Raw genomic sequence first — 26,667 nt, 5'->3', positions numbered from 1 at the left:
GGGCGGGCGGGGCCGCGGCGGTCAGGTGAGGGCTTTCTCCAGGGCCGTCAGGACGAAGTCGACGTCGTCCTCGTCCATGCGGGTGTGCAGGGGGAGGCAGATGTGCCGGGCGCACACGTCCTCCGACACCGGGTGCCGCGCGTCGCGCGGTATCCGGCCCTCGAAGACCGGCTGGGCGTCCAGCGGCATCTCGTAGATCTCGCCGCCGAGGTGTACCCCCGCCTCCTTGAGCGTGGCCTTGAGCGCGGCCCGGTCCACGGAGGGCTCCAGCAGTACCGCGTACTTGTACCAACTGGCCGGCGCGTGCGAGGGGAGTACGGGCGTGAGAGCGGGCAGCCGGGTCAGGCCCGCCGTGTAGCGGTCGGCCAGCCGCTGCCGCACGGCGAGGAACTCGTCCAGGCGGCGCAGCTGGGCCCGCCCGACGGCGGCGTGCAGCTCGCTCATCCGGGCGTTCTCGCCGAGCACGGTGTGGTAGCTGCGCCACAACTCGGGCTTGCCGAGGTTGCGGTAGCACTCGATCGACGCGGCCAGCTCGTCGTCGTCGGTGGTCAGCATGCCGCCCTCGGCGCAGGTGATCACCTTGGTGGCGAAGAAGGAGAACGCGCCGGCCACTCCGAAGTTCCCGGCGTGCCGCCCGTCGAGGCGGCTGCCGTGCGCGTGCGCGCAGTCCTCGAACAGCCACAGCCCGCGTGCCGTGCACCAGTCGGCGATCGCCCGCAGTTCGGGGGTGATGAGGCCGCCCATGTGCACGACCAGAACGCCGACGGTGTCCTTGGTGACGGCGCGCTCCAGCGTCTCGACGGAGGGCGCGAACGTCTCCGCCTCCACGTCGACGAGGCGGGTGCGCAACCCGGCGAGCAGCGGGGCCGCGGCCGTCGAGTAGAAGGAGTTGGCGGGTACCAGCACCTCGCCGGCGCCGCGCTCCGCGAGGGCCCGCAGCCCGCAGACGAGGGCCGCGGTGCCGGACGCGAGCGCCACGGCGTGCCGGGCCCCGGTGTACGCGGCCATCTCCCGCTCGAACGCGGCGACTTCCTCGCCCTGCGCGAGCTGCCCGCTCTCCAGGGCGGTGCGGATGGAGCCGAGGATGGTCTCGATGTCCCGCTCGGAGAAGTCCGGCCGTACGGGCACGACTTTGTGTTCCGTCATCGGTTCGCCGCCTCCGCGTCCGGGGCGGTGCGGCCGGTCGCGGCGAGCTGCATGGCAAGCCCCTCGTCGATGCCGATGCGCGGGGACCAGCCCAGCTGGCGCCGGGCCTTCTCAGTGGAGACGAAGCGCTGGGCGTAGACGAGTTCGCCGCGCCGGGTGGGCTCCTCGCGATGGGTGATGGGCACGCCGCCGAACAGGGCGGACACCTTCTGGGCAAGCTCCAGGGTGGTGATGATCTCCGGCCCCTCCAGGTTGTAGACCTGGCCCGCCGCCACCGGCGCGGTCGCCCGGTAGAAGGCGTCGGCGAGGTCGTGGGCGTGCAGGAAGGCGCGGCGCTCGGAGCCGTCGCCGAAGACGGTGAGCGGGCCGCCCTCGGCCGCCGCCCGCAGGAACGCGGAGACGACGAGGCCGGGCCACATGCCGGGGCCGTAGATCGGGCTGTAGCGCAGCACCGTGGACTGGAGGCCGTGCAGCCGGGCGAAGTCGCGGGCCAGCAGCTCCTTGGTGATCATCGAGGTGGTGTAGAAGTGGCCGGCGCCGGTCGGCAGGAACGGTTCGTCCTCGTCGATGGCCTCGGTCCGCATCGCGTTGTAGACCCAGCAGCTGCTCGCGATCACGACGCGGGACGCGCCACTGGCCGCCGCGGCGGCCAGCACGGCCGTGGTCCCGGTGACGTTTGCGTCCATGGCCGTGACCGGGTCGGCCAGCACGGCGCGCGCGTCGGCGACCCCGGCCAGGTGCATCACGTTGTCCGGCCGCCAGGACGTGAACAGCTCGACCAGCTCGTCCTTGGCCGTGATGTCGATCGCACTGCCGGGGAAGGGGTCTTCGGGGGTCCACCGGTTGTCGAGGACCATGACCTCATGGCCGGCCGACTCGAAGCGGCGGGCGACGTGCCGGCCGATGAAGCCGGAACCGCCGGTTACCAGGCAGCGCATCAGGACCTCTCTCGGGTGCGGGGGGCGTGCGGGGCGGTGGTGGACACAGCGGCTGCCGGGCGTTCGCCGAGCTGTTCCTGCCGGCCGTCGGGGCTCTCGACGGCGCAGCCGTCGTCGGCGTCCGGCCGCTGTTCCAGCAGGGTCAGGAAGCGGTGGTCGGTCAGTTCCTCGGTGCTGTGCTGCTGGAGGTCGCGGAAGTCGCGCCGGGTGCGCTGCTGGTGCGGCATCCGGTGGCCGACGCTGCCCATGCAGTTGCGGCAGGCGCCCAGCGGCTCGGTGTCCTGGAGGTAGGCCAGCAGCCGTGCGGGGAAGTCCGGCTCGTCGGTGATCCGCAGGCCGTCCTCCCACAGCGGCTTGGCCCCTTCGAGGACCTGGGGCAGGAAGACGGACTGCGGGCACTTGAAGAAGTGCCCCTCGTACAGCGTGTGGCAGCGCCAGACGTGCGCGATCTGGCAGGTGGAGAAGATGCGCCGGACCAGTGCCTCGTCATCGGTGCCGCGCTCCGCGTACGAGTAGCGGAAGTGCGAGTAGTGCGAGATGTTCAGCAGCACGTCGTGCTCGGCCGCGTACGCCCGTACCCGGGCCATCTTCTCCTCGTCGAGCTCCCGGTCCGGGTAGACGGAGATCTCGATCTCGTCGACCGCGGCGTAGAAGTCCTCGCGCATCCGCGGCAGGAGGATGCCGTTGGTGCAGACCGTGATGTGCGGCGCGAGGCCCGAGGCGCGCACGTGGTGGAGGATCGGCACCAGCTGGGGGTGCAGAAGCGGTTCGCCGCCCAGCACCTTGACGAACTTCGCCGCGAACGACCGGGCCAGCAGGGAGAGATCGCGGGCGGCGGTGTCGGGGTCGATGAAGGACCGGCGGAAGACCGGTGAGAGATGGCTGCACGAGGCGCAGCCGAGATTGCAGTGGTGCGCGACGTTCAGCTCGCAGCCTTCCGGACTTACGACCTTCCCGTCCGCGATGTGATAGGTCATCAGTTCCTCATTCTCGCCAGGAGAACGTCGAGTCGAAGGAGAGGGAGAAGTTGTTGGAGTAGCCCCCGAGGTAGTAGCGCAGTGTCGGAAGTTCCGTGCAGGAGACGGGCTCGCGGCGGGCCCGCAGATCCATCGCCAGCTTGTCGTCCTCGCCGATCCGGTCGGCCTCGTCCCGCGCGTCGAAGGAGTCGCGGAAGGGGACGTCCAGCAGCAGTTCCCGCGCGAGCATCCACTCCCCGGTGTCCACCTCGATCACCGGATCGGGCACCCCCAGCGGATCGAGCCGGTCGCGCCGCACACAGGAGCCCGGCTCCACCACGCCCTTCGCCCGCAGCCGCTCGTACTCCGCGCGCCCCTCGGCCTCGTCCTCGGACCACGGAGAGCGCGTTTCGAGATACGGGGTGCCGTCGGCGTTGACCATCCGCAGCTGGGAGTGGACGGCCCGGTGGCCCGTACGGGCGGCGCACTCCAGCAGGGACGAGAGGTGGTCGGGCTCCCATTCGTTGTCGTCGTCGAGGAACGCGATCCAGGGGCTCCGGCAGATCCGTACGGCCATATTGCGCAGCCGCGAGGAGCGGCCCGGCCCGGACACGTCGCGGGGCCCGCGGCCCGCCAGCAGCCAGCGCACATTGGCCGGCGGGTCGGGCAGGTCGCGCAGCGAACGGTAGGTGTCCAGGCAGTCGTCGATGACGATCAGATGCTCGAAGCCGCCCGGCGGGCGCTGCCCCTGGGCGCTGCGCACCGCCCGGGCCAGCAGCTCGGGCCGGGTGCGGGTGATCGTCACGACGGTGACCGGCGTCGCCGCCGGACGGTCGGATGCTCCGACGCCGCTCACAGCGGCAGCCGCCCGGTCCGGGAGCCCTCGTCGGTCAGCCGGAACGGCAGCTCCCGCAGCCCCGCCTCGCCCAGCGACCGGCGCACGTCGGCGTGGGCCGCGGGCGGGCAGACCAGCAGCAGGAACCCGCCGCCGCCCGAACCGAGCAGCTTCGCGCCGCCCGCGCCCGCCTCCAGCGCCCGGTCGTGCAGGGCCTGGAGATGCGGGCTGCTGATCCGCGAGCCGAGCCGCGCCTTGAGCGACCAGTGCTCGTTGACCAGCGCGGCCACGGCGTCCATATCGCCCTTGGCCAGCGCCTCGGCCATGCCGTGCGTGATGGAGCGGATGGCGTGCAGCCGCCGCAGGGACTCGTCGTGGCCGCTGAGCGTGCGCTGGTTCTGCTCGGCGAGGATGTCGCCCGCGTCCCGGCTGATGCCGGAGTGGAAGAGCATCAGATGCTCCTCCAGGGCGGTCCGGGAAGCGGCCGGCAGGTCGAGCCGGTCGGGGGCGACGCGCCCCGAGGGGTGGAACCGCAGCAGCCGGATTCCGCCGAACGCGGCCATGTAGTGGTCCTGCTTGCCGACCGCGCGCCCCAGGTCGTCGATCTCCACCGCGCTCGCCGCCTCGGCGAGCGCCTGCCGCGACAGGGCGCCCGGCGCCGCCGCGGCGTGCAGCAGCGAGACGCCGAACGCGGCGGACCCGCCGAGCCCGCTGCCGCTGGGCACATCGCTGAAGGAGGCGACCTGGTAGCCGCTGTGCAGCCCGGCGCGCAGCAGGCAGGCCCGCGTCATGGGGTTGGGGTGCTGGTGCGCGCCGTCGCACAGGTCGTAGCTGTCGGTGGCGGCCCGTACCCGCCCGTCGAACTCGCGCGGGAAGACGGTCACGCCGACGTACCGGTCGATGGCGCAGCTGAGCACCAGCCCGCCGTGGCGGGAGGAGTAGCTGGGCAGATCGGTGCCGCCGCCGGCCAGCGAGATGCGCAGCGGGGAGCGGGCCGTGACGATGGCGGGCGCGGCTTGGTCGACACCATCAACACTGTCAACACCGCCAACAGCGTCGGCGGCGTCGGGGGCGGCCGGGGGCGGGGTGAGGGCGGTGGGCAGCGGCCAGCGGATGTCGGTCATGAGATGCCGTGCCCCTCGGCTCCCCGCGCGCCCCCGGAGCACTCCCCGCCCCGCCGCAGCAGGTCGTGGACGGCGGCGGCGACATGGGCGTGCGGCACCGGCGTGAGGTAGTGCTCGTCCGCGCCGAGCGGTTTGCCGAGCGCGCTCAGCAGCACCATGGCCACTTCGTCGCCGTCGCACGAGCGGTAGCCGCGCTTGTTGTCGAACGCGATGTGGTGCAGCACCGTCTTCGGCGCGATGCCCGCCGTCAGGCACCGGCAGACGCCCACCCGGTCGATGAGCTCCTCATGGACGGCCACGTCCGCCGCATCGAGCAGCCCCATCCGGCGCGCCACGTCGGCCGCCGCGATCATGCCGAGGGCGACGGCCTCGCCGTGCTTGAGCGCCGCCTCCTTGGGGCCGTGCGCCGTGCTGGCCAGTTCCAGGGCGTGGCCGATGGTGTGCCCGTACTCCAGGAGCAGGCCGGAGTATTTCTCGTACGGGTCCTCCAGCAGCAGCCGGCTCTTGACGGCGAGGCTGAGGTCGAAGATCTCGCCGAGGTCGGCGGGGGCGTAGTCCGCCCGGGGGCGCAGCAGCCGGCGCAGCCGGGGGATCTGCGAGGGGTCGATCGCCAGGGCGTTCTTGACGGTCTCGCAGGTGCCGGAGCGCAGGTCGCGGGGCGAGCCCTGGGCCACCACGGCGAGGTCGACGAGGATGAGTTCGGGCGGGTGGTAGAGGCCGACCATGTTCTTGGCGTGCGAGGTGTTGACGGCCTGCTTGACCGAGATGACCGAGTCGCAGGCGGCGATCACGGTCGTCGGCACGTGCACCAGCCGCACCCCGCGGAAGAGCAGCCCGGCCAGCAGCCCCGCGATGTTGCCGGGGATGCCGCCGCCGACCGCCACGACCACGGTCCTGCGGGTGGCCCCGAAGTCGAGCGCCAGGTCGATGAAGCGGGACAGCGTCGCCAGGTTCTTGTGCTCCTCGCCCGGCGGGTGGGAGAGCAGCAGGGCGGGGGCGACGGCGTCGAGGGCGCCGGCCAGTTTCCCGGCGACGACGTCCGCCACATTGTCGTCGGTGACCACGATGAAGCGGTCGGCCTGCATGGAGCCGAGCGTCTCGGCGAGTTCGTCCTGCACGTCCTCGCCGAGCAGGACGCGCACCCGTTTGTCCGCCACGTCGAAGTGGCGCTCGCGCAATCGCCGCCGGTCGGCCGAGGTCTCGGTATCCGCGGGGGCGGGGGCTGCCGGGGAAGGGGCCTGAAGATCCATCGTCATCACTTTCGGAGAGAGTCGATGCGCTGCTTCGCGATGCCGATCGCCTCGGCGGAGAAGTCGTTGCACGACCACTCGCGCCCGGCCGACTCGGCGGCCAGCGCCGTCGAGCCGATCCCGCAGAACGGGTCGACGACGTGCTCGCCCTCCTCCGTGAGCAGGCGGATGAAGTACAGCGGCGCCGCGACCGGAAAGCGGTCCGCGTCGGCCCGGCTCCGCTGCTCGGACACCCCGTCGAGATACGGGTAGTCGGCGGCGGAGTCGCCCATGGTGAGGAAGTTGCCGAACGGCTGCGTCAGATAGTTCTGGAAGCCGCGCACCCGCCGCGTGTCGACCGGCACATCGGGGGTCCGCGACAGCCAGAACCACGTGGTGACGCAGTCGTGCAGGCGGATCCGGCCCTGGGTGACCCACTCGTCCCGCGCGTCGAGGAGTTCGGGGTTGTACCAGTAGAACTCCTGGAGGAGGTGCCAGTCGCCGCGTGCGAGCAGCCGGCTGACGGCGGCGAAGTTCTGCACCGTGCGCACCGGCCGGTCCCGCGCCCAGCTGCAGCCGGTCTCGATGACCACGCTGCCGTCCGGCCGCAGCACCCGGGCGAACTCGTCCATATAGCCGTCCAGCCAGTCGCCGAACGCGGGGTTGGTCGGATCGTCGGACGACGGCTCGTAAGGGCCGGTGAACCACGGGGACGTCACCACCAGCCGCACGCTGGCGGCGGGCAGCGACCGCAGGAACGCGGTCGCGTCTCCCTGCGTCAGGGTTCCGGCGGCGGTGGCCGCCACCGTGCGTACGGTGGAGCCGGTCTCGGTACGAGCGCTCATCGAGGGCCTCTCGCTCGGCGACGGGGAATCGGGGCGACGGCTTCAGGACAGGGGCAGCTGGGCGCGGGCCTTCTCCAGCGCGGTGACGACGAGCTCCATGCGCTCCGGCGGCGCGAGGAAGAGGCGGTGCGGCAGGACCACCGCGTTCTCCCCGGCGAACTCGGCCGCGGGCAGCTCGAACCGGGTGGGGTCCAGCGGCCGTGCGCCGCCCGGGCCCTTGGTCCACCCGGAACGCAGCGGCTGGTAGAGGACGTTGTGATGGAGCGCGGAGTCGATGGGCTCGACGTGCAGGCCGAGCGCCTGGGAGAGGACGGCGGCCACCGCGTCCTTCGCGCCGGGGCCGAAGACCGCCGGGTCGAGCCGGACGCAGAACTGGTAGGCGGCGTCCGCGGTGAGCGCGGCCGGCCGCTTCAGCGGGCGCGCCCCGTCGAAGCCGCCGAGCAGTTCCTCCAGCCGCCGCATCGAGACGCGCCGGCGGTCGTTCTCCGCGTCCAGCCGGGTCAGCCCCTCCAACGCCACCGCGGCGTTGAACTCGCTCATGCAGTAGTTGTAGCCCTGCACCCCGGGCAGCTCCGCCAGCTCCAACTCGCCGACGGGCGCGGCCCGGTGGCCCCGGCCGTCCGCCCGCTTGCGGAACAGCCGGTCGTGGATCTCCGGGTCCGAGGTGACGGCGACTCCGCCCTCGCCGCAGGTCAGCAGCTTGGTCTGCTGGAGGCTGAAGGCGGCGGCGTCGCCGATCGCGCCGAGCCGCCGGTCCCGCCACATCGCGCCGTGCACGTGCGAGCAGTCCTCCAGGAGGGCGATCCCGTGCCGCCTGGCGAGGGCGGTCATCGCGTCGAGGTCCACCGCGGAGCCGTACAGATGCACGGCCATGATCGCCTTGGTGCGCGGGGTGACGGCCGCCGCGGCGGCCTCCACCGACATGCACAGGGTGTCCGGCTCGATGTCGACGAGCACGGGCACCGCGCCGACGCGCAGCACGGAGGAGGCACAGGCCACCCAGGTCAGACCGGGTACGAGCACCTCGTCACCGGCCCCGACGCCGAGCGCCTCCAGCGCGATGGTGAGCGCCGCGGAGCCGTTGCAGGTGGGCACCGCGTAGGGCACCTTCATGAAGCCGGCGAACGCGGCGGCGAAGGACTGCTCGTACGATTCCTCGCCCGTATAGGCGCCGCTCACCGCCCAGCGGCCCGACCTGAGCGCGGCGAGCAGGTTCTGCTCGGTCTGCGGGGAGTGCGTCGGCCACTGAGGCCAGGGGAGAGCGTCGGTCATCGTGACCCTCCGGTGAGGTCTCGGTCAGTCAGCGGATGGGGGCGGTGGGGGAGTCGGGGCAGCCGGAGATGCTCGGGCATGGGGGTGCCGATGGAGGGTGCGGGACGACGGCCCCGGGCGGGGGCCGTGAAGAGGCGGAACCGTACTGGCCGTGCTGGACAGGTCTGACGTGCCGGCGGTGCCTGACGTACTGGACGTGCCTGACGTGCTGGTTCACGGGGAGCGCCGCGGCGGTGGGGAGGGCGCGCGACGAGCGGGCCGGGCTGGGGGAGTGCGTCTGAGGAACGTACTGGCATCCATAGGAGCGGGTGATCCGCGGTGTGAGCGTACGCCCGCTGCTGATGTTTCTGTCAACCATGGTGAATGGTGATGGCTTATTGCTGCCGTATGCCGTCCGCTGTAGTTGTGGCACATGGGACGGCGCGATCGTGGTGAGCGCGCCCGTGAGGCGGGGGGATGGCTCGAAACGTACCGGACGGAACGCTCCCGGTTGGCTGATTCGTTATCAACGTGGCTGCGGGCAGGCCCTGTTGTCAGCTGTGACGGATGAGGGTTGACTGTCCTCCGGCGCCGCCTACCGGCGACGCCCGCGAACGGGGACGCGCGGAACGGGCTCTCAGGCGCCTGCGAGACCGCCGCAGTCAGGGGCGAGAAGATGACCAGAGGCGAGTCGGCGGCATCGGGCCACTCCGGCAGGCCGATTCTGCGCAAGCTCGACCAACGGCTGAACGAGCTGATCGCCGCGCTCTACCCCGAGGAGCGCAAGCGGCCCGGCTACGCCCGGCTCGCCAAGGAGATCAGCGAGCAGACCGGCGGTGCCATCTCGGGCACCTACCTGTGGGAGCTGGCCACCGGCCGCAAGCGCAACGTCACCCTGGAGCAGCTCGACGTCCTCGCCGAGTTCTTCGGCGTGCCCCCCGGCTACTTCCTCGACGACGAGGTCGCCGAGCGCGTCAACGCCCAACTGGCCCTGGCCGCGGCCCTGCGCGACACCCGCGTGCGCAACCTCGCGCTGCGCGCCGAGGGGCTCTCGCCCGCCAGCCTCGACGCGCTGCTGACGATGGTGAACGAAGCGCGCAAATTCCAGAACCTGTCGACCGATGAGGACCCCGACCATCCCACCATCACAGAGCGCTGACCGGGGCCGGCCGCCGCCGGCCGCACGAGGTTCGCCGACGCGGGCCGAACCCGCCCGAGCCTCTTCCAGTCCCACGGGGGCCTTCCGCCGACAGGCGCGATCCACGCGCCTCGAACATGGTCGTAGGAGCACCGCATGCACCCTCGCGACATTCGGATACGTCGCCGCTGCAACTCCGCGCTGGCCCAGCTCGACCCGCCGCGGCCGTTCTCCGTGACAGCGCTCTGTGACCAACTGGCCGAACAGCGGCGACGCCCCATCCACCTGCATCCGCTGCCGGCGCACGCGGCCGCGTCGGGAACCTGCGGGATGTGGCTGGCGACCGAGGCGGCGGACCACATCTTCTTCGAGCAGCGGACCGGGCGGCTGCACCAGGAGCACATCGTCCTGCACGAACTCGGCCACGTCCTGCTCGACCACTACGCGCTCGGCCCGGACGGCGACGGAGCGGCCGGACTCCTGCCCGACCTGGACCCCAAGCTCATCCACCGCCTCCTGCGGCGCACCAACTACACCACGCCCCAGGAGAAGGAGGCCGAAACGCTCGCCGGACTGATACGGACCAGGGCGGAGGCCGCCGGCCGGCGGCTCGACGGGGTGCTGGGCAACCTCCAGGCCGCCATGGGCGTACGCGGCTGATATGAACCCGGGCCTGCCCACCTGCGTCGCCGGGTTCGAGGCCGTCTCGACCTTGCTGCTGCTCGCCGCCGTCCTGTGGCGGCTGCCGTCGGTCCTGCGGCGCCCCCAGGAGCGCCTGCTCTGGGGCACGATGGCGCTCACCGCCGTCGCCATGGCCATGGACCTGCCGCCCATCGCCCGCCTGCTGAGCGACGGGCCCGCCACGATGTGCACCGTGGCCCTCGCCAGAAACATGATCGGAGTGCTCTCCGCCTGCGGCGTGCTGTACTTCGTCGCCGCCTCGGGCGGCAACCGGCGGTTCGAGAGAGCGGTCCTGTTCGGCGTGCCGTTCGTCCTGGCCGGCATGGTGCTCATCGCGTACGGAGTGGACCCGCCCGGCGCGGAAGCCGCCCCCGGCCCCACCGGAGCCCCCCGCACCGCCGGCTACTGGCTGCTCCTCGGCTCGACGCACCTGATCGCCGACTCCGCCTGCGCCGTGATGTGCCGGCGCTACGCCGGCCGGTGCGCGGACCGGAGCCTGTGCGTCAGCCTGGCCCTGTTCGGCTGGGGCGCGGTCTTCGCCGGCGTCTTCTGGGGGGCCCGGCTCGTAGGGCTCGTCACGCCGCTCGGGGACGTCGGCCGGTATCTGCCGATCGCGCTGGGGCTGCACGCCGTGCTGCGCGCCGCCGCCCTGCTCGTACGCGACCTGGCCGCCGTCGGCCGCGCGGTGACGGACGCCCGCGCGATCTGGCTGCTGTGGCCGCTGTGGCGGGCCCTGGTCGCGGCCGTGCCGCACGTCGCCCTGAAGAAGTACCGGTTCCGCGGCGCCGAGCTGCTGTGCGGGCCCTCCCACTGGCGCTACCTCGTCTACCGCAAGGTGATCGAGACGCGCGACGCCATCCTCGTACTCCAGGACTACGCGGGCCGCGCCACCCTGGAGCGCGCCCGCCGCCACGTCGCGGCCTCCGGCGTCCCGGCCCGCGCCGCCCGTCCCGCCGTGCTCGCCTGCGTCATCCGCGAAGCCTGCGCGGCCAAGCGGGCCAACCTCCGGGACGGCGGCCAGGAGAGCGCGGCCATCGAGGTGGACCGGGGCGAACTGGCCGCGGAGATCGACTTCTTGCTGGAGGTGGCCGAGGCGTACACCTCGGCCGGTGTGAAGTCCTTCGTGAAGTCGTTCGCGAAATCCTCCGAGAAGCCTCCCGACGAGCCTGCCGAGCCCCCTGCCGAAACCTCTGACGGGAAGCCCCCCGCCGGGAAGCCCCCTTGCAGGCGGTTCAAGTCCCGACCTCAGCGGCAGTTGTTCGGGCGTCAGCCCAGATCGAAGGCGTTGCGCAGCCCGAGCCGGTAGCGCAGCTCGTCGTCCGCCTTGAACGGCGCGAGCTCGGGTGCGCGGTACAGCGGCGTGACGGCGCACCGCTCGGCCCCCGATCCAGCGGCGTCCAGCAGGGCGTTGACGGCGGCCCGCGCGGAGGCGTTCGCGCCCTCCATCGTCGCGAGGTCGACGTCGGTGGCCACATAGTCCCCGGAGAGGAAGAGGTTGGGAATCGCGGTGCGCGCGGTGGGCCGGTTGTACCAGGTGCCGGTCGGGTGGATGAACAGCTGCTCGTCATTGGTCGGGTGCGAAGTGCCGATCACCACGGCCGGGTCGAGGAACCAGGAGTGCAGCGCCCCGTCGCGCAGCACCGTGCGGCCCGTGTCGTTGAGCCCCGCCTTCATCTGCGCCCACACCTCCCGCGCGACCTCCTCGCGCGTGCACTCCTTGGCCGTCTTGCCGTAGAGGATGCCGGGCCGGCCCCACTCGGAGACGTCCACCGACAGGCAGTCGGCGGCCGCCCCGTCGCCGTAGTCGCGGGGGAAGTCGCGCCCAGCCCAGTACTGCGCCTGCCCGACCGCCGTGATCGACCACGGCGAGTCGATGTGGTTGATGTGCCCGTGCAGGATCGGCGTCGGCTCGGTCAGATAGAACTGGATGCCCGTCATCCAGTCCGTCTCCAGCTTGTCGCAGCGCGCCAACTGCGGGTCGGCCGCCCGCACGCGCGCATTCCAGGTGGTACGGGCGTGCTCCACCGGCATCGCGGAGACGAAGTGATCGGCGGTGACCGACCGCCGCGCGCCCCGCGCGTCCGTCACCACCGCTTCGGATATCCGGCCCCCGGCCAGCGTCAGGTCCTGTACCGCCCAGCCGGTGTTGAACTCCACGCCCAGCGACCGCAGATAGGACGTCCACGGGTCGATCCACGCCTCATTGGTGGGCGCGTTCAGCACCCGGTCCGGCTGCCCGTCCGCGCCCCGGCCCAGCAGGTTGTAGAAGAACGCCTCGAAGCAGTTGGCCACGGTCTTGGTGCTCGCGACCTCCGCCTTGGTCGCGACGATGTTGCGGGTGATGCCGATCGCCAGCAACTGCTGGTAGTTCTTCGACATCTTCGCGGCCTTCAGGAACTCCCACCACGGCGTGCGCTCCCAAGTGTCGAGGCGCCGCTTGTCGCAGCTGGTGAAGAAGACGAGGATGCGGTTCACGAAGTACGCGATCTCGTGGGCGGGCAGCTTCGAGAAGGTCTCGAACAGCGCGGTCAGCGCCCGCAGCACGGCGTCCGGGGTGAGCACGGGCGGCGGGCTGCCGACGATCTGGAACGGCAGCCGGATGTCCTCCTGCCCGATACGGGCCAGCATGACCTCGGAGGAGGCCACGAGGTTGTCGTGGCAGCCGTTCGCGTTGCCCGCGAAGGGGATGCGGCGCAGGGTGTCCGGCAGGTTCCGGTACCAGCCGGGGATGAAGCGGAACCCGTGCTCGCCCGGCAGCGGCTTACGGCCGCCCCGCGCGCTGCCCGGCACGTCCATGCTGCGCGCCTTGCCGCCGAGCGCCTTCTTCTCGTACACCGTCACCTTGAAGCCGCGCTCGGCGAGTTCGTGCGCGGCGGTGAGCCCGGCGACGCCGCCGCCGAGCACCGCGACGCTCCGGCCCGGGACGCGGCGGGGCGGCGCCGCCGTCGCGCGGCCGGTCAGCGCGGCCGTGCCCGCCACCGCCGCCGCCCCGCCGATGAAGCCTCTTCGCGTGCTGCCGGTACCGTCCATGCCCCTGGTCCCCTACCCTCGGTAACCCATCACGTCAGGCGCAGGAGCATAGAAGCGGCGCGCCGCCCCCGGAAGGCAACCGCCGACACACCCGCACATTGGCGCGAAAGAGACCGCGGCACGGGGCAGGCTGGAATCACCGCCGCGCACGGAGATGCCGCCGCGAGGAAGCCGCCACCCGCGAAGAACGTCCACGCACGAAGAACCGTCCACGCACGAAGAACCGTTCACTCATGAAGAACCGTTCACGCACGAAGAAGACGAAGGGGCAGCGTCATGGCAGCAGTCCAACCGCTCTCGCAGAAAGACGTCGAGGAGCGCCTCCAGGAGCTTCCCGGCTGGTCCGCCGACGGCGACCGCATCAGCCGTGACTACACCTTCGAAGGCCACTTCCAGGCGGCGGCGATGGTGATCCACATCGCGCAGATCCAGGAGGAGCTCGGCCACCACTCCGAGCTGACCCTCGGCTACAACAAGATCGGCATCACCGTGAACACGCACAGCGCGGGCGGCAAGGTCACCGGCCTCGACGTCGAACTCGCCCGGCGGGTGGAGGAGATCGCCGCGGGCCACGGGGCACGCTGAAGAGCACGGCCCGCCCGCCCAGCAGGACCGCCGGACACCGGCGCACTAGGACCGCACGGCCCGCCCCGAATACAGGCGGGCCGTGCGGCTGTCATCAGCGACCGGCGGGCTACTGCACGCGGGTCTCCACCTCGTCCTCCGTCGTCTCGTCGGGCAGCCGCACGTCGATCACGGCGATGTTCACCTCCACGACCTCCAGCCCCGTCATCCGCTCCACGGCGGCTATCACGTTCTCCCGGATGTCGCCCGCGACCTCGGTGATCGGCACTCCGTACTCGACCACGATGTCCAGGTCCACGGCCGTCTGCCGCTCGCCGACCTCGACCTTGACGCCGCGGGTGACGTGCGAACGGCCGCCCGGTACCCGGTCGCGCACCGCGCCGAGCGTACGGGCCAGCCCGCCGCCCAGCGCGGCTACGCCCGGCACCTCGCGTGCGGCCATTCCGGCGATCTTCTCGACCACGCCGTCCGCGATCGAGGTCTTCCCGCGGGTGGCGGGCACGGTGTCGGCGCCGGCCGGCCCGGCCTGCACGGTCGCGCCGCCGCCCTGCGGTGTCCCGCCGGTGCGCGGCTCGTTGACCGCGGGGGCGGCCGTCTTGGGGGACGTCGACATGGGCTCTCTCCTCGGTTCGTCGTCGGATAGCTCGTCCTGACACCTGTTCGGACACGGCCCGTCGCCTTGCGTCACGCGCCGCCTCGGATTTCCTATCCTTCGCTCACCGCGTGAGGAACGCGGTTCCCGTACGTCGAACAGGATGGCCGCAGGACCGGCGGAACGGAACCGGGCCGAACGGAACGGAAAGGAGCCGGCGAGTGCCCGAACGCAGCGACGCCCTGCTGGCGGTACGGGCCGGGGAAGGCGACGAGGGCGCGTTCGAGGTGCTGGTCCGGCGGCACAGCGCGACGCTGCTCAGCCTGGCGACGCGCCTCCTCGGCAGCCGCGCCGACGCCGAGGACGCCGTGCAGGAGGCATTCGTCAGCGCCTGGCGCAGGCTCCCGGAGTTCCGCGGCGACGCCGCCTTCTCGACCTGGATGTACCGCATCGTGACCAACCGCTGTCTCAACGTACTGCGCGCCCGCCGCCCCACCCAGGACCTCGCCGCGATACCGGAACCACCCGCCCCGGAACACGCGGCGTCCCCGGTCCGCGCGGCCGAGGGGACGGCGGCGGTCGAGGCGCTCACCGAAGCCCTGGCCGGGCTCACCCCCGAGCAGCGCGCCTGCTGGGTGCTGAGAGAGCTGCACGGACTCTCGTACAGCGAGATCGCCGAGGCGGTGCGGATCAGCGAGCAGTCCGTACGCGGCAGGATCTTCCGAGCACGGCGCTACCTGACGGAGGCGATGGGCGCATGGCGCTAGACGACGCGACCGACGACGCCACCCTGCCGTGCGGCCGGACGCTCAGCGCGGTCTGGGAGAGCGCCGGCGACGACCCGCACGTCGCCGGCTGCCCGCACTGCCGGGAGGCGCTGGCGGGGCTGGGCGTCCTGGACAGTTACGTACGCCAGGCGCGGGCCGTCGCCGAACCGCCCGCGGAGGAGGTCACCGCACGGGTCATGGATCTCGTACGGGCCGAACTCCGCCCCGGCCGGCCGCTGCCGCTCGGCGAGCCGGACGAGGACGCCTGGATCGTGGAGACCGCCGCCGCGCGCACCTTCCGCGCGGCCGCCGAGAGCCTGCGCGGGGTCCTCGCGGGCAGCTGCCGCGTCGTGCCCGTGGACGCCGAGGCCGCCCGCGGCGCGTCGGCGCAGGGCCGGGACCCGTACCGGGGACCGCTGCGGGTAACCCTGGAAGTGGCGGCCACCGCGGACTGGACGGTGCCCGAACTGGCCGAACGGGTACGGGAACTGGTCGCCGACGCGGCGCGCCGCACGGTCGGCATGGACGTGGCCGAGATCGACGTCTCGGTGGTCGACATCCTCGACGACGAACCGCCGACGACCCAGGAGAGCACTCGGGACGGCGAGAGGAGAACCCGATGAGCGGCACCGCACCGGAGACCGCCCGCGTGCTGACGGCGGCGGCCGACGCCGCCCGTGCCACGCCCGGCGTCGCCTTCCTGCGCCCCGGCCTCGCCGACGTCGTGCGGGGCGCCGCCGCCCGCCGGCTGCCCACGGGCGCGGGGAGCGCGGTGGCCGCCTGGGGCGCCGCCCGGACCCGGGTCGCGGGCGTACGCGCGGAGCGGCTGCCCGGCACGGGCGGCTGGCAGCTCCGCGTCCACCTGGCCGTGCGCCGCGGCCATCAGGCCCTCGCCGTCACCCGCGCGGTACGCGCCGCCGTCACGTCGGCCGTCGTCGCGGCCGTGACGGAGCGGGGGGAGCCCGCGCCGCACGTCGGCGTGACCGTCACCGTCACCGACATCACCTGACACGGCGACGGCCGGGGCGCTTTGCGGGAACGGCAACAGGGTTTGGCGAAACGGCGTGGTCCGGCGGACGCTCGTACGCGTACGCACCAGGCGGCCGACCGGAGGCAGCGATGACCGACCAGCAGCACGCGCAACAGCAGCAGCACGAGAACGGGCACAAGCACGGCCACCAGCACGGCCACGACGCCACGCACATGGACTGGGACGTGATGGGCCCGCTGCTCGAACTGGGCGCCGAAGTGGAGTCGCCCGTCGTCGACCAGGCCGCGGTCTGGCTCCGGGAGCGCCGGGAGGCCGCGGGCAGGCCCGAAGTCCGGCGGCTGCTCGACGTCGGCAGCGGCCCGGGCGTCGGCGCCTGCCAGTTCGCCCAGGCGTTCCCGGACGCCGAGGTCGTCGCCGTGGACGGCACGCGAGCACTGCTGGAGCGCGCCCGCGCCCGCGCCGAAGGACTCGGCCTCGCCGGGCGCGTACGGACCTGCCTCGCCGACATCCCCGACGGGCTCGGCACGGTCGGCGACGCCGACCTCATCTGGTCCGGCATGGCCCTGCACCACATCGGCGACCAGCGGTCCGCCGTGGACCGGCTCGGCCGGCTGCTGCGCCCCGGCGGCCTCCTCGCCGTCGCCGAGGGCGGCCTGCCGACGCGCTCCCTCCCCCGTGACATCGGCTTCGGCCGCCCCGGCCTCCAGGCGCGGCTGGAGGTGCTCAACGACAACTGGTTCAACGAGATGCGCGCCGCGCTGCCGGACTCCAAGGAGACCGTCGAGGACTGGCCGGCGTTCCTCACCGCGGCCGGGCTCACCGACGTGCGGAGCCGGACCTTCCTGATCGACCTGCCCGCCCCGCTCGGCGCGGACGCCCGCGCGTACCTCCACGCCACGCTCACGCGCCGGAGCGAGAGCCTGGGCGAACTCCTCGACGCCGAGGACCGCGCCGCCCTCGCCCGCCTCCTCGACCCCGAGGACCCCCAGGGCCTGATGCTCCGCCCGGACGTCTTCCTCCTCAGCGCCCGCACGGTGCACACGGGCGTGAAGCCCGCCTGACGCCGGGTGCACGGCAGCGGCCCGCCGCCGCGTGCGTCATGCCGAACACACGCGGCGGCGGGCCGCTTCTCTTCGCCGTTCTCCGCTCGTCGGCCGCGAAGCGGACGAGGCGCCGGAGGACCGTCAGAGGTCGGAGGTCTCCGGGTCCGGGCCCAGCCGGGTGCCGGAGTCCAGCGTCGCGATCGACGCCAGGTCCTCGTCGTCCAGCTCGAAGCCGAAGACGTCGATGTTCTCCTTGATCCGGGACGGGGTCACGGACTTGGGAATGACGATGTTGCCGAGCTGGATGTGCCAGCGCAGCACCGTCTGCGCCGGGGTGACGCCGTGCTTCCGCGCGACGGCGGCGATCTTCGGGTCGTCCAGCAGGTCCTTGCCCTGGCCCAGCGGGGACCACGCCTCGGTGGCGATGTTGTGCTGCGCGTGGTAGGCGCGCGCCTCGGCCTGGGCGAACTGGGGGTGCAGTTCGATCTGGTTCACGGCCGGGACGACGGACGTCTCGGCGGCGAGCTGCTCCAGGTGATGCGGCTGGAAGTTGGAGACGCCGATCGCCTTGGCCCGGCCGTCGGCGAGGATCTTCTCGAAGGCCCGGTAGGTGTTGACGGTCTCGCCGCGCCACCAGATCGGCCAGTGGATGAGGTACAGGTCGACATAGTCCAGGCCGAGTTTGGACAGCGACGCGTCGAAGGCGCGCAGCGTGGCGTCGTACCCCTGATCGGAGTTCCACAGCTTCGTCGTGACGAACAGTTCGCCGCGGTCGATGCCGGAGGCCGCCAGCGCCTTGCCGGTGCCTGCCTCGTTTTCGTACGCGGCGGCAGTGTCGATGCTGCGGTAACCGGCCTCCAGGGCGTGGCCCACCGCGGTGAACGCCTCGTCGTCGGCGACCTGCCACACACCGAAGCCGAGCTGTGGCATTTCGACGCCGTTGTTGAGAGTGATGGAAGGGATCTTGCTCACGCTCGATCGGTCCTTAATCGTCGGAATGCTGATACTCCATGGTGAACTATCAGCCACATTGGCGCATTCCCGCTCAGTCGATCGGATGTCATGCGCACTGCGACGTATGCCCGGCGCCACGGGGTGGCTATGCGCGGTACAGCGCGTCGACCTCCGCCGCGTACGCGCTCTCGATCGCCTTGCGCTTCAGCTTGAGCGAGGGCGTCAGCAGCCCGTCCTCCTCGCTGAACGGCGCGGCCAGTATCCGGAACGTACGGATCGACTCGGCGTGCGAGACGAGCGTGTTCGCGGCCACCACCGCCCGCCTGATCTCCGTCTCCAGATCCGGGTCCCGTACGAGCGCGGCGGCGGCCGGCACCGGCTTGCCGCGCATCATCAGCCAGTGCGCCACGGCCTCCGCGTCGAGAGTGATGAGCGCCGCCACGTACGGACGGTCGTCGCCGACGACGATGCACTGGGCGACCAGCGGATGCGCCCGGACCCGCGCCTCCAGGGCCACGGGCGACACGCTCTTGCCGCCCGAGGTCACCAGGATCTCCTTCTTGCGGCCGGTGATGGTCAGATACCCGTCCTCGTCGAGAGCGCCGAGGTCCCCGGTGGCGAGCCAGCCGTCCCGCAGCGCCGCGTCCGTCGCCTTGGGGTCGCCCAGGTAACCGGCGAAGACCTGGCCGCCGCGCAGCCACACCTCCCCGTCCTCGGCGATGCGCACAGTGGTGCCGGGCACCGGCAGCCCCACCGTGCCGAAGCGGGTCCGCTCGGGCGGATTGCCGGTGGCCGCCGCCGTCGACTCGGTGAGCCCGTACCCCTCGAAGACGGTCACGCCCGCGCCCGCGAAGAACAGGCCGAGCCGCCGCTCCATCGCCGAACCGCCCGACATCGCGTGCCGCATCCGGCCGCCCAGCGCCTCCCGCACCTTGGCGTAGACGACCTTGTCGAAGAACTGATGGCGCATCCGCAGCGCCCCGCTCGGGCCGTGGCCGGTGCCGAACGCCTTGTGCTCCACCGCCTCCGCGTACCGCACCGCCACCTCGACGGCCTTGTCGAAGGGGCCCGCCTTCCCCTCCGCCTCGGCCGCGCGCCGGGCCGCGCCGAAGACCTTCTCGAAGATGTACGGAACGGCCAGCACGAACGTCGGCCGGAAGGACCGGAGGTCCGCGAGCAGCACCGGGGCCGCCAACTGCGGCTGGTGGGCCAGCTTGACCCGGCCGCGCACCGCCGCGATCTGCACCATCCGCCCGAAGACATGCGCGAGCGGCAGAAAGAGCAGCGTCGACGCCTCGTCGTCGGGACGGGAGTGGAAGACGCTCTCGTACCGCTGGACGATGTTGTCCGTCTCGGCCATGAAATTGGCGTGCGTGATGACGCAGCCCTTGGGCCGGCCGGTGGTGCCCGAGGTGTAGATGACCGTCGCGGGGGAGTCGGGCGTGAGCGCCAGCCGGTGCCGGTGCACCACCTCGTCCTCGATGTGCGCCCCGGCCGCGTACAGCTCCGCCAGCGCGCCCGCGTCCAGCTGCCACAGCCGGGCCAGCCGCGGCAGCCGGTCGATGACGGAGCCGACGGTCATCGCGTGGTCCTCGTGCTCCACGACGCAGGCGCACACGCCCGAGTCGTAGAGCGTCCAGAAGACCTGCTCGGCGGAGGCCGTGGGGTACAGCGGGACCGGCTGGGCGCCGATGGTCCACAGGGCGAAGTCGAAGAGCGTCCACTCGTAGCGGGTGCGGGACATAAGAGCCACCCGGTCGCCGAACCGCACCCCCTGGGCCAGCAGCCCCTTGGCGAGCGCCAGCACCTCGTCCCGGAAGAGCGCCGCGCTCACGTCCTGCCAGCGGCCGTCGACACGGCGGCTGAGCGCAGCCCGGTCCGGGTCCTCCGCGGCATGGTCGAACACGACGTCCGCCAGCCCGCCGACGTGGGGCGCCGTCGCCATCGGGGGGACGGTGAACTCACGCAACTACCCGCTCCTTGTGACACTCCGTATCCGCCTGGTGTCGCGACCGTATTCGATCCCGCACGGCTCCAGAACACCCTCTCGGCGGCCCGATGACGCGGCCCCGCGCGCATCTGCACCGAATCCCCCCGACGCGGGCACTGGGCCGTTACCCCAGGACCGGACCAATCCGGGGAGCCCCCTGGAGCCGGTCCCCGCCCGCCAGAATGGTCTCCGCGAGCGCCTCGGCGGGCCCCCGCGCCGAGCCCGCGCGGGCCGCGTGCAGCAGCACCACGTCGATGCCGCCGAGGTCGGGCAGGCCGGCCCGGGCCGGCACGCCGAGCAGCCCCGGCGGAATCATGCCCCGGGTGTGCGCCATCACTCCCAGCCCGGCCCGCGCCGCCGCGATCAGGCCGTTCAGGCTGCGGCTCGTACACGCCACGCGCCAGGAGCGGCCGTGCCGCTCCAGCACCTCCAGGGCCCGCGCGCGGGTGACGCCCGGCGAGGGGTACAGGACCAGCGGCAGCGGCCGGTGCGGATCGATCCGCAGCCGCGCGCTGCCGATCCACACCAGCTTGTCCCGCCACACCAGTTCCTCCCGCACCCCGCCGTGGCCGCGCGGCTCCTCCGGGTGGCGCTTGGCCAGCACCAAGTCGAGCCGCCCGGCGGCCAGCAGCTCGTGCAGCGTCTCGGACAGCTCCACGGTCAGCTCCACCTCGACGTCCGGGTGGTCGCGGCGGAAGGCGTCCAGGATCTCGGGCAGCCGGGTCAGGACGAAGTCCTCGGAGGCCCCGAACCGCAGCCGCCCGTGCAGCCGGGTGCCCGCGAACCAGGTGGCCGCCCGTTCGTTGGCCGCCAGGATCGTACGGGCGAAGCCCAGCATCGCCTCGCCGTCCTCCGTCAGCTGCACGCTGTGCGTGTCCCGGACGAAGAGCTGCCGGCCGGCCTGCCCCTCCAACTTGCGCACCTGCTGGCTCACGGTCGACTGGCGCACCCCGAGGCGCTGCGCGGCCTGGGTGAAACTGAGGGTTTGCGCGACCGTCAGGAACGTATGGAGCTGCGCCGGATCGAACATGCCGACCAGGCTAGCCGCGGCGGCGGGTGTTATCGCGTTTTGTGATGACAGTCAGCACGGTCAGAGGGGTTCCCGATGCCGCTGAACAGGGGCAGGCTGGGGAGGGCACCGTGTAACGCCAGTCAGCTAGTGGGACAGACAGACACCGTTTCGGCCGGTTCTCCCGAAGCGGGAGCAGCCGGCCGCCGATCGAAGAGAGACCATGCGTCGCCCAGCTTTCCTGTCCAGACTCCCGGTGGACCCCTACATATGCGCGCTGCTCGGCACGGTGGCCCTGGCCGCGGTACTGCCCGCGCGCGGCTCAGCCGCACCGGTCGCCGACGGCGCCTCCACGGGCGCGGTGGCGCTCCTCTTCTTCCTCTACGGAGCGCGGTTGTCCACCCGCGAGGCCATGGACGGGATGCGGCACTGGCGGCTCCATCTCACCGTACTGGCCTGCACGTTCGCCATCTTCCCGGTGCTGGGACTGGCCACCCGCGGCCTGGTCCCCTACGTGCTGAGCCCGCAGCTCCACACCGGACTGCTCTTCCTGTGCCTGGTGCCGTCCACGATCCAGTCCTCGATCGCCTTCACCTCCATCGCACGCGGCAACGTGGCGGCGGCGGTCTGCGCGGGCTCCTTCTCCAGCATCATCGGCATCGTCCTCACCCCGCTGCTCGCCGCCCTGGTCCTGGGCAACAGCGGCGGCGGCTTCTCGCTGGACTCGCTGGTCTCGATCCTGCTCCAGCTCCTGGCGCCGTTCGCCGCCGGACAGCTGCTGCGCCGCTGGGTCGCGGCCTTCCTCGTACGGCACAAGAAGGTGCTCGGCTACGTCGACCGCGGCTCCATACTCCTCGTCGTCTACGCGGCCTTCAGCGAAGGCATGGTGCGCGGCATCTGGCACCAGGTGACGGTGTGGCGACTGCTCGGCCTGCTGGCGGCCGAGGCCCTGGTACTGGCCGCGATGCTCACCCTGACCACCTTCGGGGCGCGCAAACTGGGCTTCAACCGCGAGGACCGCATCGCGATCACGTTCTCGGGCTCGAAGAAGAGCCTCGCCGCCGGGCTGCCCATGGCCACCGTGCTCTTCGGGGCCCAGGCCAGCCTGGCGGTGCTGCCGCTGATGCTCTTCCACCAGATGCAGCTGATGGTCTGCGCGGTCCTGGCCAAGCGCTACGCGCGCCAGGCGGACGCGCTGGCCTCGCCGCCGGGCGATGGCGAGGAGCCGGCGGCCCCGGTCTCAGGCTCGGCCTCTGACGCGGTTTCGGTGTCGGAGTCCTCCGGCGAACGGGCGGACGCGGTGGCGTAGTTCGGGGATGTCATGGGGCCTGCGGTGGGGGCGGGGGCCGCTTCGGGGTTCGAGGGCGGGCCCTGACCCTGGGCCTGAGCTGGGGATACTCCAGCGGCTCGTCGGCTCGTCGGCCCGTACGCCAGGCGAGCAGCGCGCCCAGCGCGAAGGCGCCGGAGGCGATCACCGCCGACAGATGGACCCCGGCGACGAGACTGCCGCCGGTCGCGGCGAGGGTGCCGAAGAGCGCGACGCCGATGGCGTTGCCCACCTGGCGGGCCACGTTGAACACGGCGGATGCCATGCCCGCGCCGTCCGCCGGGGCCGACTCCATGATCGCGGCGGTGGCCGCGGGTACGGTCATCGGAACCCCGAACCCCGTCACGACGAGCGGCAGCAGCAGCCACGCGTACGAGGTGCCGGTCCCCGCCGCCAGCCACCCGAGAAACCCGACGGCGCCCAGCAGGAGCCCCCAGGCCATGGGCCGGTACGGACCGAAACGCGCGGTGAGCCGCCCGGACAGCGGCGCGGAGACGAGCACCATGGCGGCGGCGGGCAGGATGGCGAGACCGGTGGCGAGGGGGCCGTACCCGCGTTCCCGCTGGAAGTAGAGGGTGGCGAGGTAGAGCAGCCCGAAGAAGCCGAGGTTCAGCAGCACCCCGATCACGGCGGTGGCCGCGATCCCGCTCCGCCGGAACAGGGAAGGGGGAAGCAGCGGAAGACGCGGCGGCCGGGAGGCGGAAGCGAGGTGACCACGGCGAGGTATGAGGGCGGCTTCCAAGCGCCGCTCGACGGCGACGAAGGCGCCCAGGGCCAGTGCCGCGACGCCGAACGCACCGAGTACGAGCGGCGATCCCCACCCCGCGCCGCTCGCTTCATTGAGCGCCGCCGCCAGCGCCGCGAGCCCCAGCACGGCCAGCGACTGCCCGACCGGGTCGAACCGCCCGCGCACGGCACGCGGCGCGGCGGCCGATGCCGGTCCGCCCGGGCCGCTGGGCGCGGTGGCGGATGCCGAATCGACCCGGCGACTGGGAGGGGTGGCCGATGCCGGTCCGCTCCGGCCGCGAGGGGCGGGGCCCGGTACGTACCGCAGGGTCAGCAGCACCGCGAGGGCGCCGACCGGCAGGTTGAGCCAGAACACCGCGCGCCAGTCCAGCCCCGCCAACATCAGCCCGCCGAGCACCGGTCCGGAGGCGAACCCGACCCCGGACACCGTGGCCCAGATCCCGAACGCCCGCGCCCGCACCGCCCGTTCCGGATAGGTGTCACCCACGAGCGCCAGCGAGGACGGCACCAGGAACGCCGCGCCCACGCCCTGAAGGAGGCGGGTCGCGATCAGCGCCCCCGTCGTGGGCGCGAGCCCGCAGCCGATCGAGGCGAGGGTGAATGCACCGAGACCCGCCAGGAAGACCTTGCGGTGCCCGAGCCGGTCGCCCAGCCCGCCGCCGAGCAGCAGCAGCGCCGCGAAGACGGCGCTGTAACCGTCGACGATCCACTGCAACCCGGCGGCCCCCGCGTGCAGGGACGTACGGATCCCCGGCACGGCGACGGTCACCACGGTGACATCCAGCATGACCATGAAATAACCGAGGCTGAGTGCTATGAGCGGCGGCAACGGCATCGAGGGCCGGGCAGCGGGGCCCGGGCCCGACCGGGGGGCGGCGAAGGCGGTCTTGGCAGCGAACATTCACCGAGTCTCGAACGGGAATACTTCGCCGCCCGACGAAATGTGACCGCCGTACTCTCGGACCATGACCACGCAGCAGAACTGGGACTCGGACATCGCGCGCGCCGCGGCCCTGTTCGCCGACCCGTCCCGCGCCCGCATCCTCAAGGCGCTCTCCGACATGCGGGCGCTGCCGGCCTCGCTGCTGGCCGCCGAGGCAGGCGTCTCGGCCCCGACGGTCAGCGCCCACCTGGCCAAACTCGTGAAGGCGGGCATGATCGGCGTCGAGAAGAACGGCCGCCACCGCTACTACCGCCTCGCCGGCCCCGAGGTCGCCGCCGCCATCGAATCCCTCGCCCTCATCGCGCCCCCGCTGCCCGTCACCTCACTCCGCGAAGGCAGCCGCGCCAACGCCCTCCGCCGCGCCCGCACCTGCTACGACCATCTGGCCGGGCGGCTGGGCGTAGCGCTGATGAGCGCCCTCATCGACCGCTCCCTGCTCACCGGCCACGACGGCATCCACCGCCCCGAACAGGCCGTACGCGACCGGCTCTCCGCCTACGGCCGCGATATCGACTACCAGCTCACCGAGGCCGGCCGGCGCGAACTCACTTCCTTCGGCGTCGACATGGACCAACTCCCCTCCCGCCGCCCCGCCATCCGCTACTGCGTCGACTGGAGCGAACAGCGCCACCACCTCTCCGGCGCCCTGGGCGCAGCCCTGACCCAGCGCCTGTTCGAACTGACCTGGATCCGCCACGGCCCGAGCCCCCGAGTCGTCCACCCCACAGAAGAGGGCACAGCCGGCCTGCGGCACGTCTTCGGCGTTCGCACCGAGGAACCCAGCAGGAGTTAGCTCTCCCGTGGCGAAGAAGGTGAAGAGGGTGAGTAGGGAGCCGTCTTCGCCGGGGCGCGACCGCAGAGCCCCCGGCACCGCAGAGCCCCCGGCACCGCAGGGGCGCGCGGGTCGGACCGCGTGCGCCCATACGCCGATGCGAGACCCGAGAGGCGAATGGGAGCATGAGTTCTATGCCCTCAACTGCCGCGTCCACAGAAGTTCCTGACGACATACGCCAAAGAACCTCCCCCGCCTGGCTGGTGACACTGCTGGTCTGCGCCGGGCAGTTCCTCGTGGTGCTGGACGTCTCCGTCGTCAATGTGGCGCTGCCCGCGATGCGGGGCGGGCTCGGGCTGAGCGAACTGGGGCTCCAGTGGGTGGTCAACGCCTATGTGATCACCTTCGCCGGGTTCATGCTGCTCGGCGGCAGGGCGGCCGACATCTTCGGTCGTAAGCGGATCTTCGTGGTCGGGCTCGTGCTCTTCACGATCGCGAGCCTGGCGGGTGGCCTCGCGCAAGAGGGGTGGCAACTGGTCGCCGCACGCACGGTGCAGGGCGTCGGCGCGGCCGTACTCTCCCCGGCCTCCCTCACCATCCTCACCACCTCCTTTCCGGCCGGGCACGCGCGCACCCGCGCGATAGCCACCTGGACCGCCGTCGGCGCGGGCGGCGGCGCGGTGGGCGGGCTGGTCGGCGGGGTGCTCACGGAGTACCTGTCCTGGCGCTGGGTGCTGCTGATCAACGTGCCCGTCGGCGCCCTCGTCCTGGCCGGCGCCGCACTGTGGCTGACGGAGAGCCGCCGGAGCGAGGGACGGCGGCTGGACATCCCGGGAGCGCTTCTGGTGACCGGCGGCCTCGCCCTCGTGGCGTACGGCATCGTGCAGACCGAGTCGAAGGGCTGGACCGCCCCGGTCGCCCTGCTGCCGATGACCGCCGGACTGGTCGTGATCGCGGCCTTCGTGACGGTCGAGGCCCGCACCAAGGCGCCCCTGATGCCGCTGAAGCTCTTCCGCATCCGGTCGGTGTCGTCGGCGAACGCGGCGATGGTCCTGGCCGGCGCCGCCATGTTCTCGATGTGGTACTTCCTCTCCCTCTACATGCAGAACGTCCTCGGCTACACGCCGCTGCAAGCCGGCCTCTCCTTCATCCCGCACTCCCTGAGCATCGTCCTCGGCTCGAAGATCGCCCCCCGACTCATGCACCGCACCGGCGCCAAGAACCTCGCCATCACCGGAGCGCTGATATCCGCGGCCGGCATGGTCTGGCAGAGCCGCATGAGCGCCGACGGCGCCTACCTCACCGACATCCTCGGCCCCGGCATCCTCATGGCCCTCGGCGCCGGCCTGACGGCCACCCCCGTCGCCTCGCTCGGCACCTCCGGCGCCGACCCCTCCGACCAGGGACTCGTCTCCGGCCTGATCAACACCTCCCGCCAGATGGGCGGCGCCCTCGGCCTGTCGATCCTCTCCACCGTCGCCGCCTCCCGCATCGGCTCCGGCGGCGGGAAGAGCGCCATGGCCGGCGGCTACGGCCTGGCCTTCGGCGTCGGCTCGCTCATCCTGCTGGGCAGCGTGCTCATGATGGTCCTCACCCTGCCCCGCCACCACGACACCGCCCGCAACTGACCACCACCCCTCATTCCCGTCCCGCACTGACCGACCACAGGCCCACCACTGGCCGATCGCTCCCTCAACAACTGGCCGTTGCTGTCCCGACCGGCACTTGACCAACCGGGCCAAGCGAGCCCCCGGCCAAGCGAACACCCGGCCAA

Annotated in this window: 25 protein-coding genes; 11 read left to right on the top strand and 14 right to left on the bottom strand. The window is 72.3% G+C overall.

Translation table 11 applies throughout. The features are described 5' to 3' along the window. Window positions 1–21: 21 nt before the first annotated feature. The 8 genes from AB0I22_RS05040 to AB0I22_RS05005 are packed head-to-tail and all read right to left on the bottom strand — an operon-like array spanning window position 22 to window position 8,345. The gene (locus AB0I22_RS05040) at window positions 22–1,146 is read right to left on the bottom strand and encodes a DegT/DnrJ/EryC1/StrS aminotransferase family protein (protein ID WP_363129236.1); all 1,125 of its coding nucleotides are present in this window, start codon (window positions 1,144–1,146) and stop codon (window positions 22–24) included. Next, window positions 1,143–2,084, bottom strand: coding sequence for an NAD-dependent epimerase/dehydratase family protein (locus AB0I22_RS05035; RefSeq protein WP_363129235.1), 942 nt, complete (start codon window positions 2,082–2,084; stop codon window positions 1,143–1,145). Before AB0I22_RS05035 ends, AB0I22_RS05040 begins: the two co-directional genes overlap by 4 nt. Next, a complete protein-coding gene (locus AB0I22_RS05030) occupies window positions 2,084–3,061 on the bottom strand; it encodes a radical SAM protein (protein ID WP_363129234.1) in 978 nt (325 codons plus the stop codon). The genes AB0I22_RS05035 and AB0I22_RS05030 overlap by 1 nt, the downstream gene beginning before the upstream one ends. A 7-nt stretch (window positions 3,062–3,068) precedes the next feature. Then, window positions 3,069–3,896 (bottom strand): glycosyltransferase family 2 protein, encoded by an 828-nt coding sequence (locus AB0I22_RS05025; RefSeq protein ID WP_363129233.1) that lies wholly within the window; start codon window positions 3,894–3,896, stop codon window positions 3,069–3,071. Beyond that, a complete protein-coding gene (locus AB0I22_RS05020; protein WP_363129232.1) occupies window positions 3,893–4,999 on the bottom strand; it encodes a hypothetical protein in 1,107 nt (368 codons plus the stop codon). Before AB0I22_RS05020 ends, AB0I22_RS05025 begins: the two co-directional genes overlap by 4 nt. Continuing rightward, a complete protein-coding gene (locus AB0I22_RS05015) occupies window positions 4,996–6,249 on the bottom strand; it encodes a 2-deoxy-scyllo-inosose synthase (protein ID WP_363129231.1) in 1,254 nt (417 codons plus the stop codon). The genes AB0I22_RS05020 and AB0I22_RS05015 overlap by 4 nt, the downstream gene beginning before the upstream one ends. A gap of 5 nt (window positions 6,250–6,254) precedes the next feature. Next, on the bottom strand, window positions 6,255–7,073 hold the full coding sequence (locus AB0I22_RS05010) for a DNA methyltransferase (RefSeq protein WP_363129230.1): 819 nt from the start codon (window positions 7,071–7,073) through the stop codon (window positions 6,255–6,257). A gap of 42 nt (window positions 7,074–7,115) precedes the next feature. After that, the gene (locus AB0I22_RS05005; RefSeq protein ID WP_363129229.1) at window positions 7,116–8,345 is read right to left on the bottom strand and encodes a DegT/DnrJ/EryC1/StrS family aminotransferase; all 1,230 of its coding nucleotides are present in this window, start codon (window positions 8,343–8,345) and stop codon (window positions 7,116–7,118) included. 655 nt (window positions 8,346–9,000) lie between these two features. Between AB0I22_RS05005 and AB0I22_RS05000 the strand changes: the two genes are divergently transcribed. From AB0I22_RS05000 to AB0I22_RS04990, 3 genes are all read left to right on the top strand, one after another. Next, window positions 9,001–9,483, top strand: coding sequence for a hypothetical protein (locus AB0I22_RS05000; protein WP_363129228.1), 483 nt, complete (start codon window positions 9,001–9,003; stop codon window positions 9,481–9,483). Window positions 9,484–9,618: 135 nt separating this feature from the next. Then, window positions 9,619–10,122, top strand: coding sequence for a hypothetical protein (locus AB0I22_RS04995; protein ID WP_363129227.1), 504 nt, complete (start codon window positions 9,619–9,621; stop codon window positions 10,120–10,122). Between the two features lies 1 nt (window position 10,123). Beyond that, window positions 10,124–11,449, top strand: a complete 1,326-nt coding sequence (locus tag AB0I22_RS04990) for an MAB_1171c family putative transporter (protein ID WP_363129226.1) — start codon at window positions 10,124–10,126, stop codon at window positions 11,447–11,449. Here AB0I22_RS04990 and AB0I22_RS04985 read toward each other — a convergent pair. Beyond that, window positions 11,410–13,173, bottom strand: coding sequence for an FAD-dependent oxidoreductase (locus AB0I22_RS04985; protein ID WP_363129225.1), 1,764 nt, complete (start codon window positions 13,171–13,173; stop codon window positions 11,410–11,412). The genes AB0I22_RS04990 and AB0I22_RS04985 overlap by 40 nt on opposite strands. 276 nt (window positions 13,174–13,449) lie before the next feature. Here AB0I22_RS04985 and AB0I22_RS04980 point away from each other — a divergent pair, with 276 nt between their 5' ends. Next, complete coding sequence (locus tag AB0I22_RS04980) at window positions 13,450–13,758, top strand: 4a-hydroxytetrahydrobiopterin dehydratase (RefSeq protein ID WP_363129224.1); 309 nt, start codon at window positions 13,450–13,452, stop codon at window positions 13,756–13,758. A gap of 109 nt (window positions 13,759–13,867) precedes the next feature. Here AB0I22_RS04980 and AB0I22_RS04975 read toward each other — a convergent pair whose 3' ends face one another. Next, on the bottom strand, window positions 13,868–14,371 hold the full coding sequence (locus tag AB0I22_RS04975) for an Asp23/Gls24 family envelope stress response protein (protein ID WP_363129223.1): 504 nt from the start codon (window positions 14,369–14,371) through the stop codon (window positions 13,868–13,870). Window positions 14,372–14,571: 200 nt separating this feature from the next. Between AB0I22_RS04975 and AB0I22_RS04970 the strand changes: the two genes are divergently transcribed. The 4 genes from AB0I22_RS04970 (at window position 14,572) to AB0I22_RS04955 (ending at window position 17,169) form a co-directional block, all read left to right on the top strand. Next, a complete protein-coding gene (locus tag AB0I22_RS04970) occupies window positions 14,572–15,117 on the top strand; it encodes an RNA polymerase sigma factor (protein ID WP_363129222.1) in 546 nt (181 codons plus the stop codon). After that, a complete protein-coding gene (locus tag AB0I22_RS04965; RefSeq protein ID WP_363129221.1) occupies window positions 15,108–15,740 on the top strand; it encodes an Asp23/Gls24 family envelope stress response protein in 633 nt (210 codons plus the stop codon). The genes AB0I22_RS04970 and AB0I22_RS04965 overlap by 10 nt, the downstream gene beginning before the upstream one ends. Further along, window positions 15,737–16,126, top strand: coding sequence for a hypothetical protein (locus AB0I22_RS04960; protein ID WP_363129219.1), 390 nt, complete (start codon window positions 15,737–15,739; stop codon window positions 16,124–16,126). The genes AB0I22_RS04965 and AB0I22_RS04960 overlap by 4 nt, the downstream gene beginning before the upstream one ends. Before the next feature lie 110 nt (window positions 16,127–16,236). Further along, complete coding sequence (locus tag AB0I22_RS04955) at window positions 16,237–17,169, top strand: methyltransferase domain-containing protein (RefSeq protein ID WP_363129218.1); 933 nt, start codon at window positions 16,237–16,239, stop codon at window positions 17,167–17,169. Between the two features lie 123 nt (window positions 17,170–17,292). Here the strand turns inward: AB0I22_RS04955 and AB0I22_RS04950 are convergent, their stop codons facing one another. From AB0I22_RS04950 to AB0I22_RS04940, 3 genes are all read right to left on the bottom strand, one after another. Then, window positions 17,293–18,123, bottom strand: a complete 831-nt coding sequence (locus AB0I22_RS04950; protein ID WP_363129217.1) for an aldo/keto reductase — start codon at window positions 18,121–18,123, stop codon at window positions 17,293–17,295. 127 nt (window positions 18,124–18,250) lie between these two features. Then, the gene (locus AB0I22_RS04945) at window positions 18,251–20,050 is read right to left on the bottom strand and encodes a long-chain fatty acid--CoA ligase (protein WP_363129445.1); all 1,800 of its coding nucleotides are present in this window, start codon (window positions 20,048–20,050) and stop codon (window positions 18,251–18,253) included. A 169-nt stretch (window positions 20,051–20,219) separates the two neighbouring features. Beyond that, on the bottom strand, window positions 20,220–21,125 hold the full coding sequence (locus tag AB0I22_RS04940) for a LysR substrate-binding domain-containing protein (protein ID WP_363129216.1): 906 nt from the start codon (window positions 21,123–21,125) through the stop codon (window positions 20,220–20,222). A gap of 202 nt (window positions 21,126–21,327) precedes the next feature. Between AB0I22_RS04940 and AB0I22_RS04935 the strand changes: the two genes are divergently transcribed. After that, on the top strand, window positions 21,328–22,413 hold the full coding sequence (locus AB0I22_RS04935) for a bile acid:sodium symporter family protein (protein WP_363129215.1): 1,086 nt from the start codon (window positions 21,328–21,330) through the stop codon (window positions 22,411–22,413). 10 nt (window positions 22,414–22,423) lie between these two features. On the opposite strand, the gene AB0I22_RS04930 is transcribed toward AB0I22_RS04935, so the two are convergent. Beyond that, window positions 22,424–24,079 carry an MFS transporter gene (locus tag AB0I22_RS04930; protein WP_363129214.1) on the bottom strand — a complete coding sequence of 552 codons (1,656 nt, stop codon included), beginning with the start codon at window positions 24,077–24,079 and terminating at the stop codon, window positions 22,424–22,426. A 64-nt stretch (window positions 24,080–24,143) separates the two neighbouring features. On the opposite strand from AB0I22_RS04930, the gene AB0I22_RS04925 reads away from it, so the two are divergent. Both AB0I22_RS04925 and AB0I22_RS04920 read left to right on the top strand, forming a co-directional pair. Continuing rightward, window positions 24,144–24,914: a winged helix-turn-helix domain-containing protein gene (locus AB0I22_RS04925; RefSeq protein ID WP_363129213.1), complete on the top strand. Its 771-nt coding sequence runs from the start codon at window positions 24,144–24,146 to the stop codon at window positions 24,912–24,914. A gap of 164 nt (window positions 24,915–25,078) precedes the next feature. After that, the gene (locus AB0I22_RS04920; protein WP_363129212.1) at window positions 25,079–26,521 is read left to right on the top strand and encodes an MFS transporter; all 1,443 of its coding nucleotides are present in this window, start codon (window positions 25,079–25,081) and stop codon (window positions 26,519–26,521) included. Window positions 26,522–26,667: the final 146 nt, after the last annotated feature.

This window comes from Streptomyces sp. NPDC050610 (assembly GCF_040654875.1).
Lineage (GTDB): Bacteria > Actinomycetota > Actinomycetes > Streptomycetales > Streptomycetaceae > Streptomyces.
The sequence above is the reverse complement of the archived record's forward strand: the minus strand, read 5'-3'. Positions and strand labels throughout refer to the sequence as shown.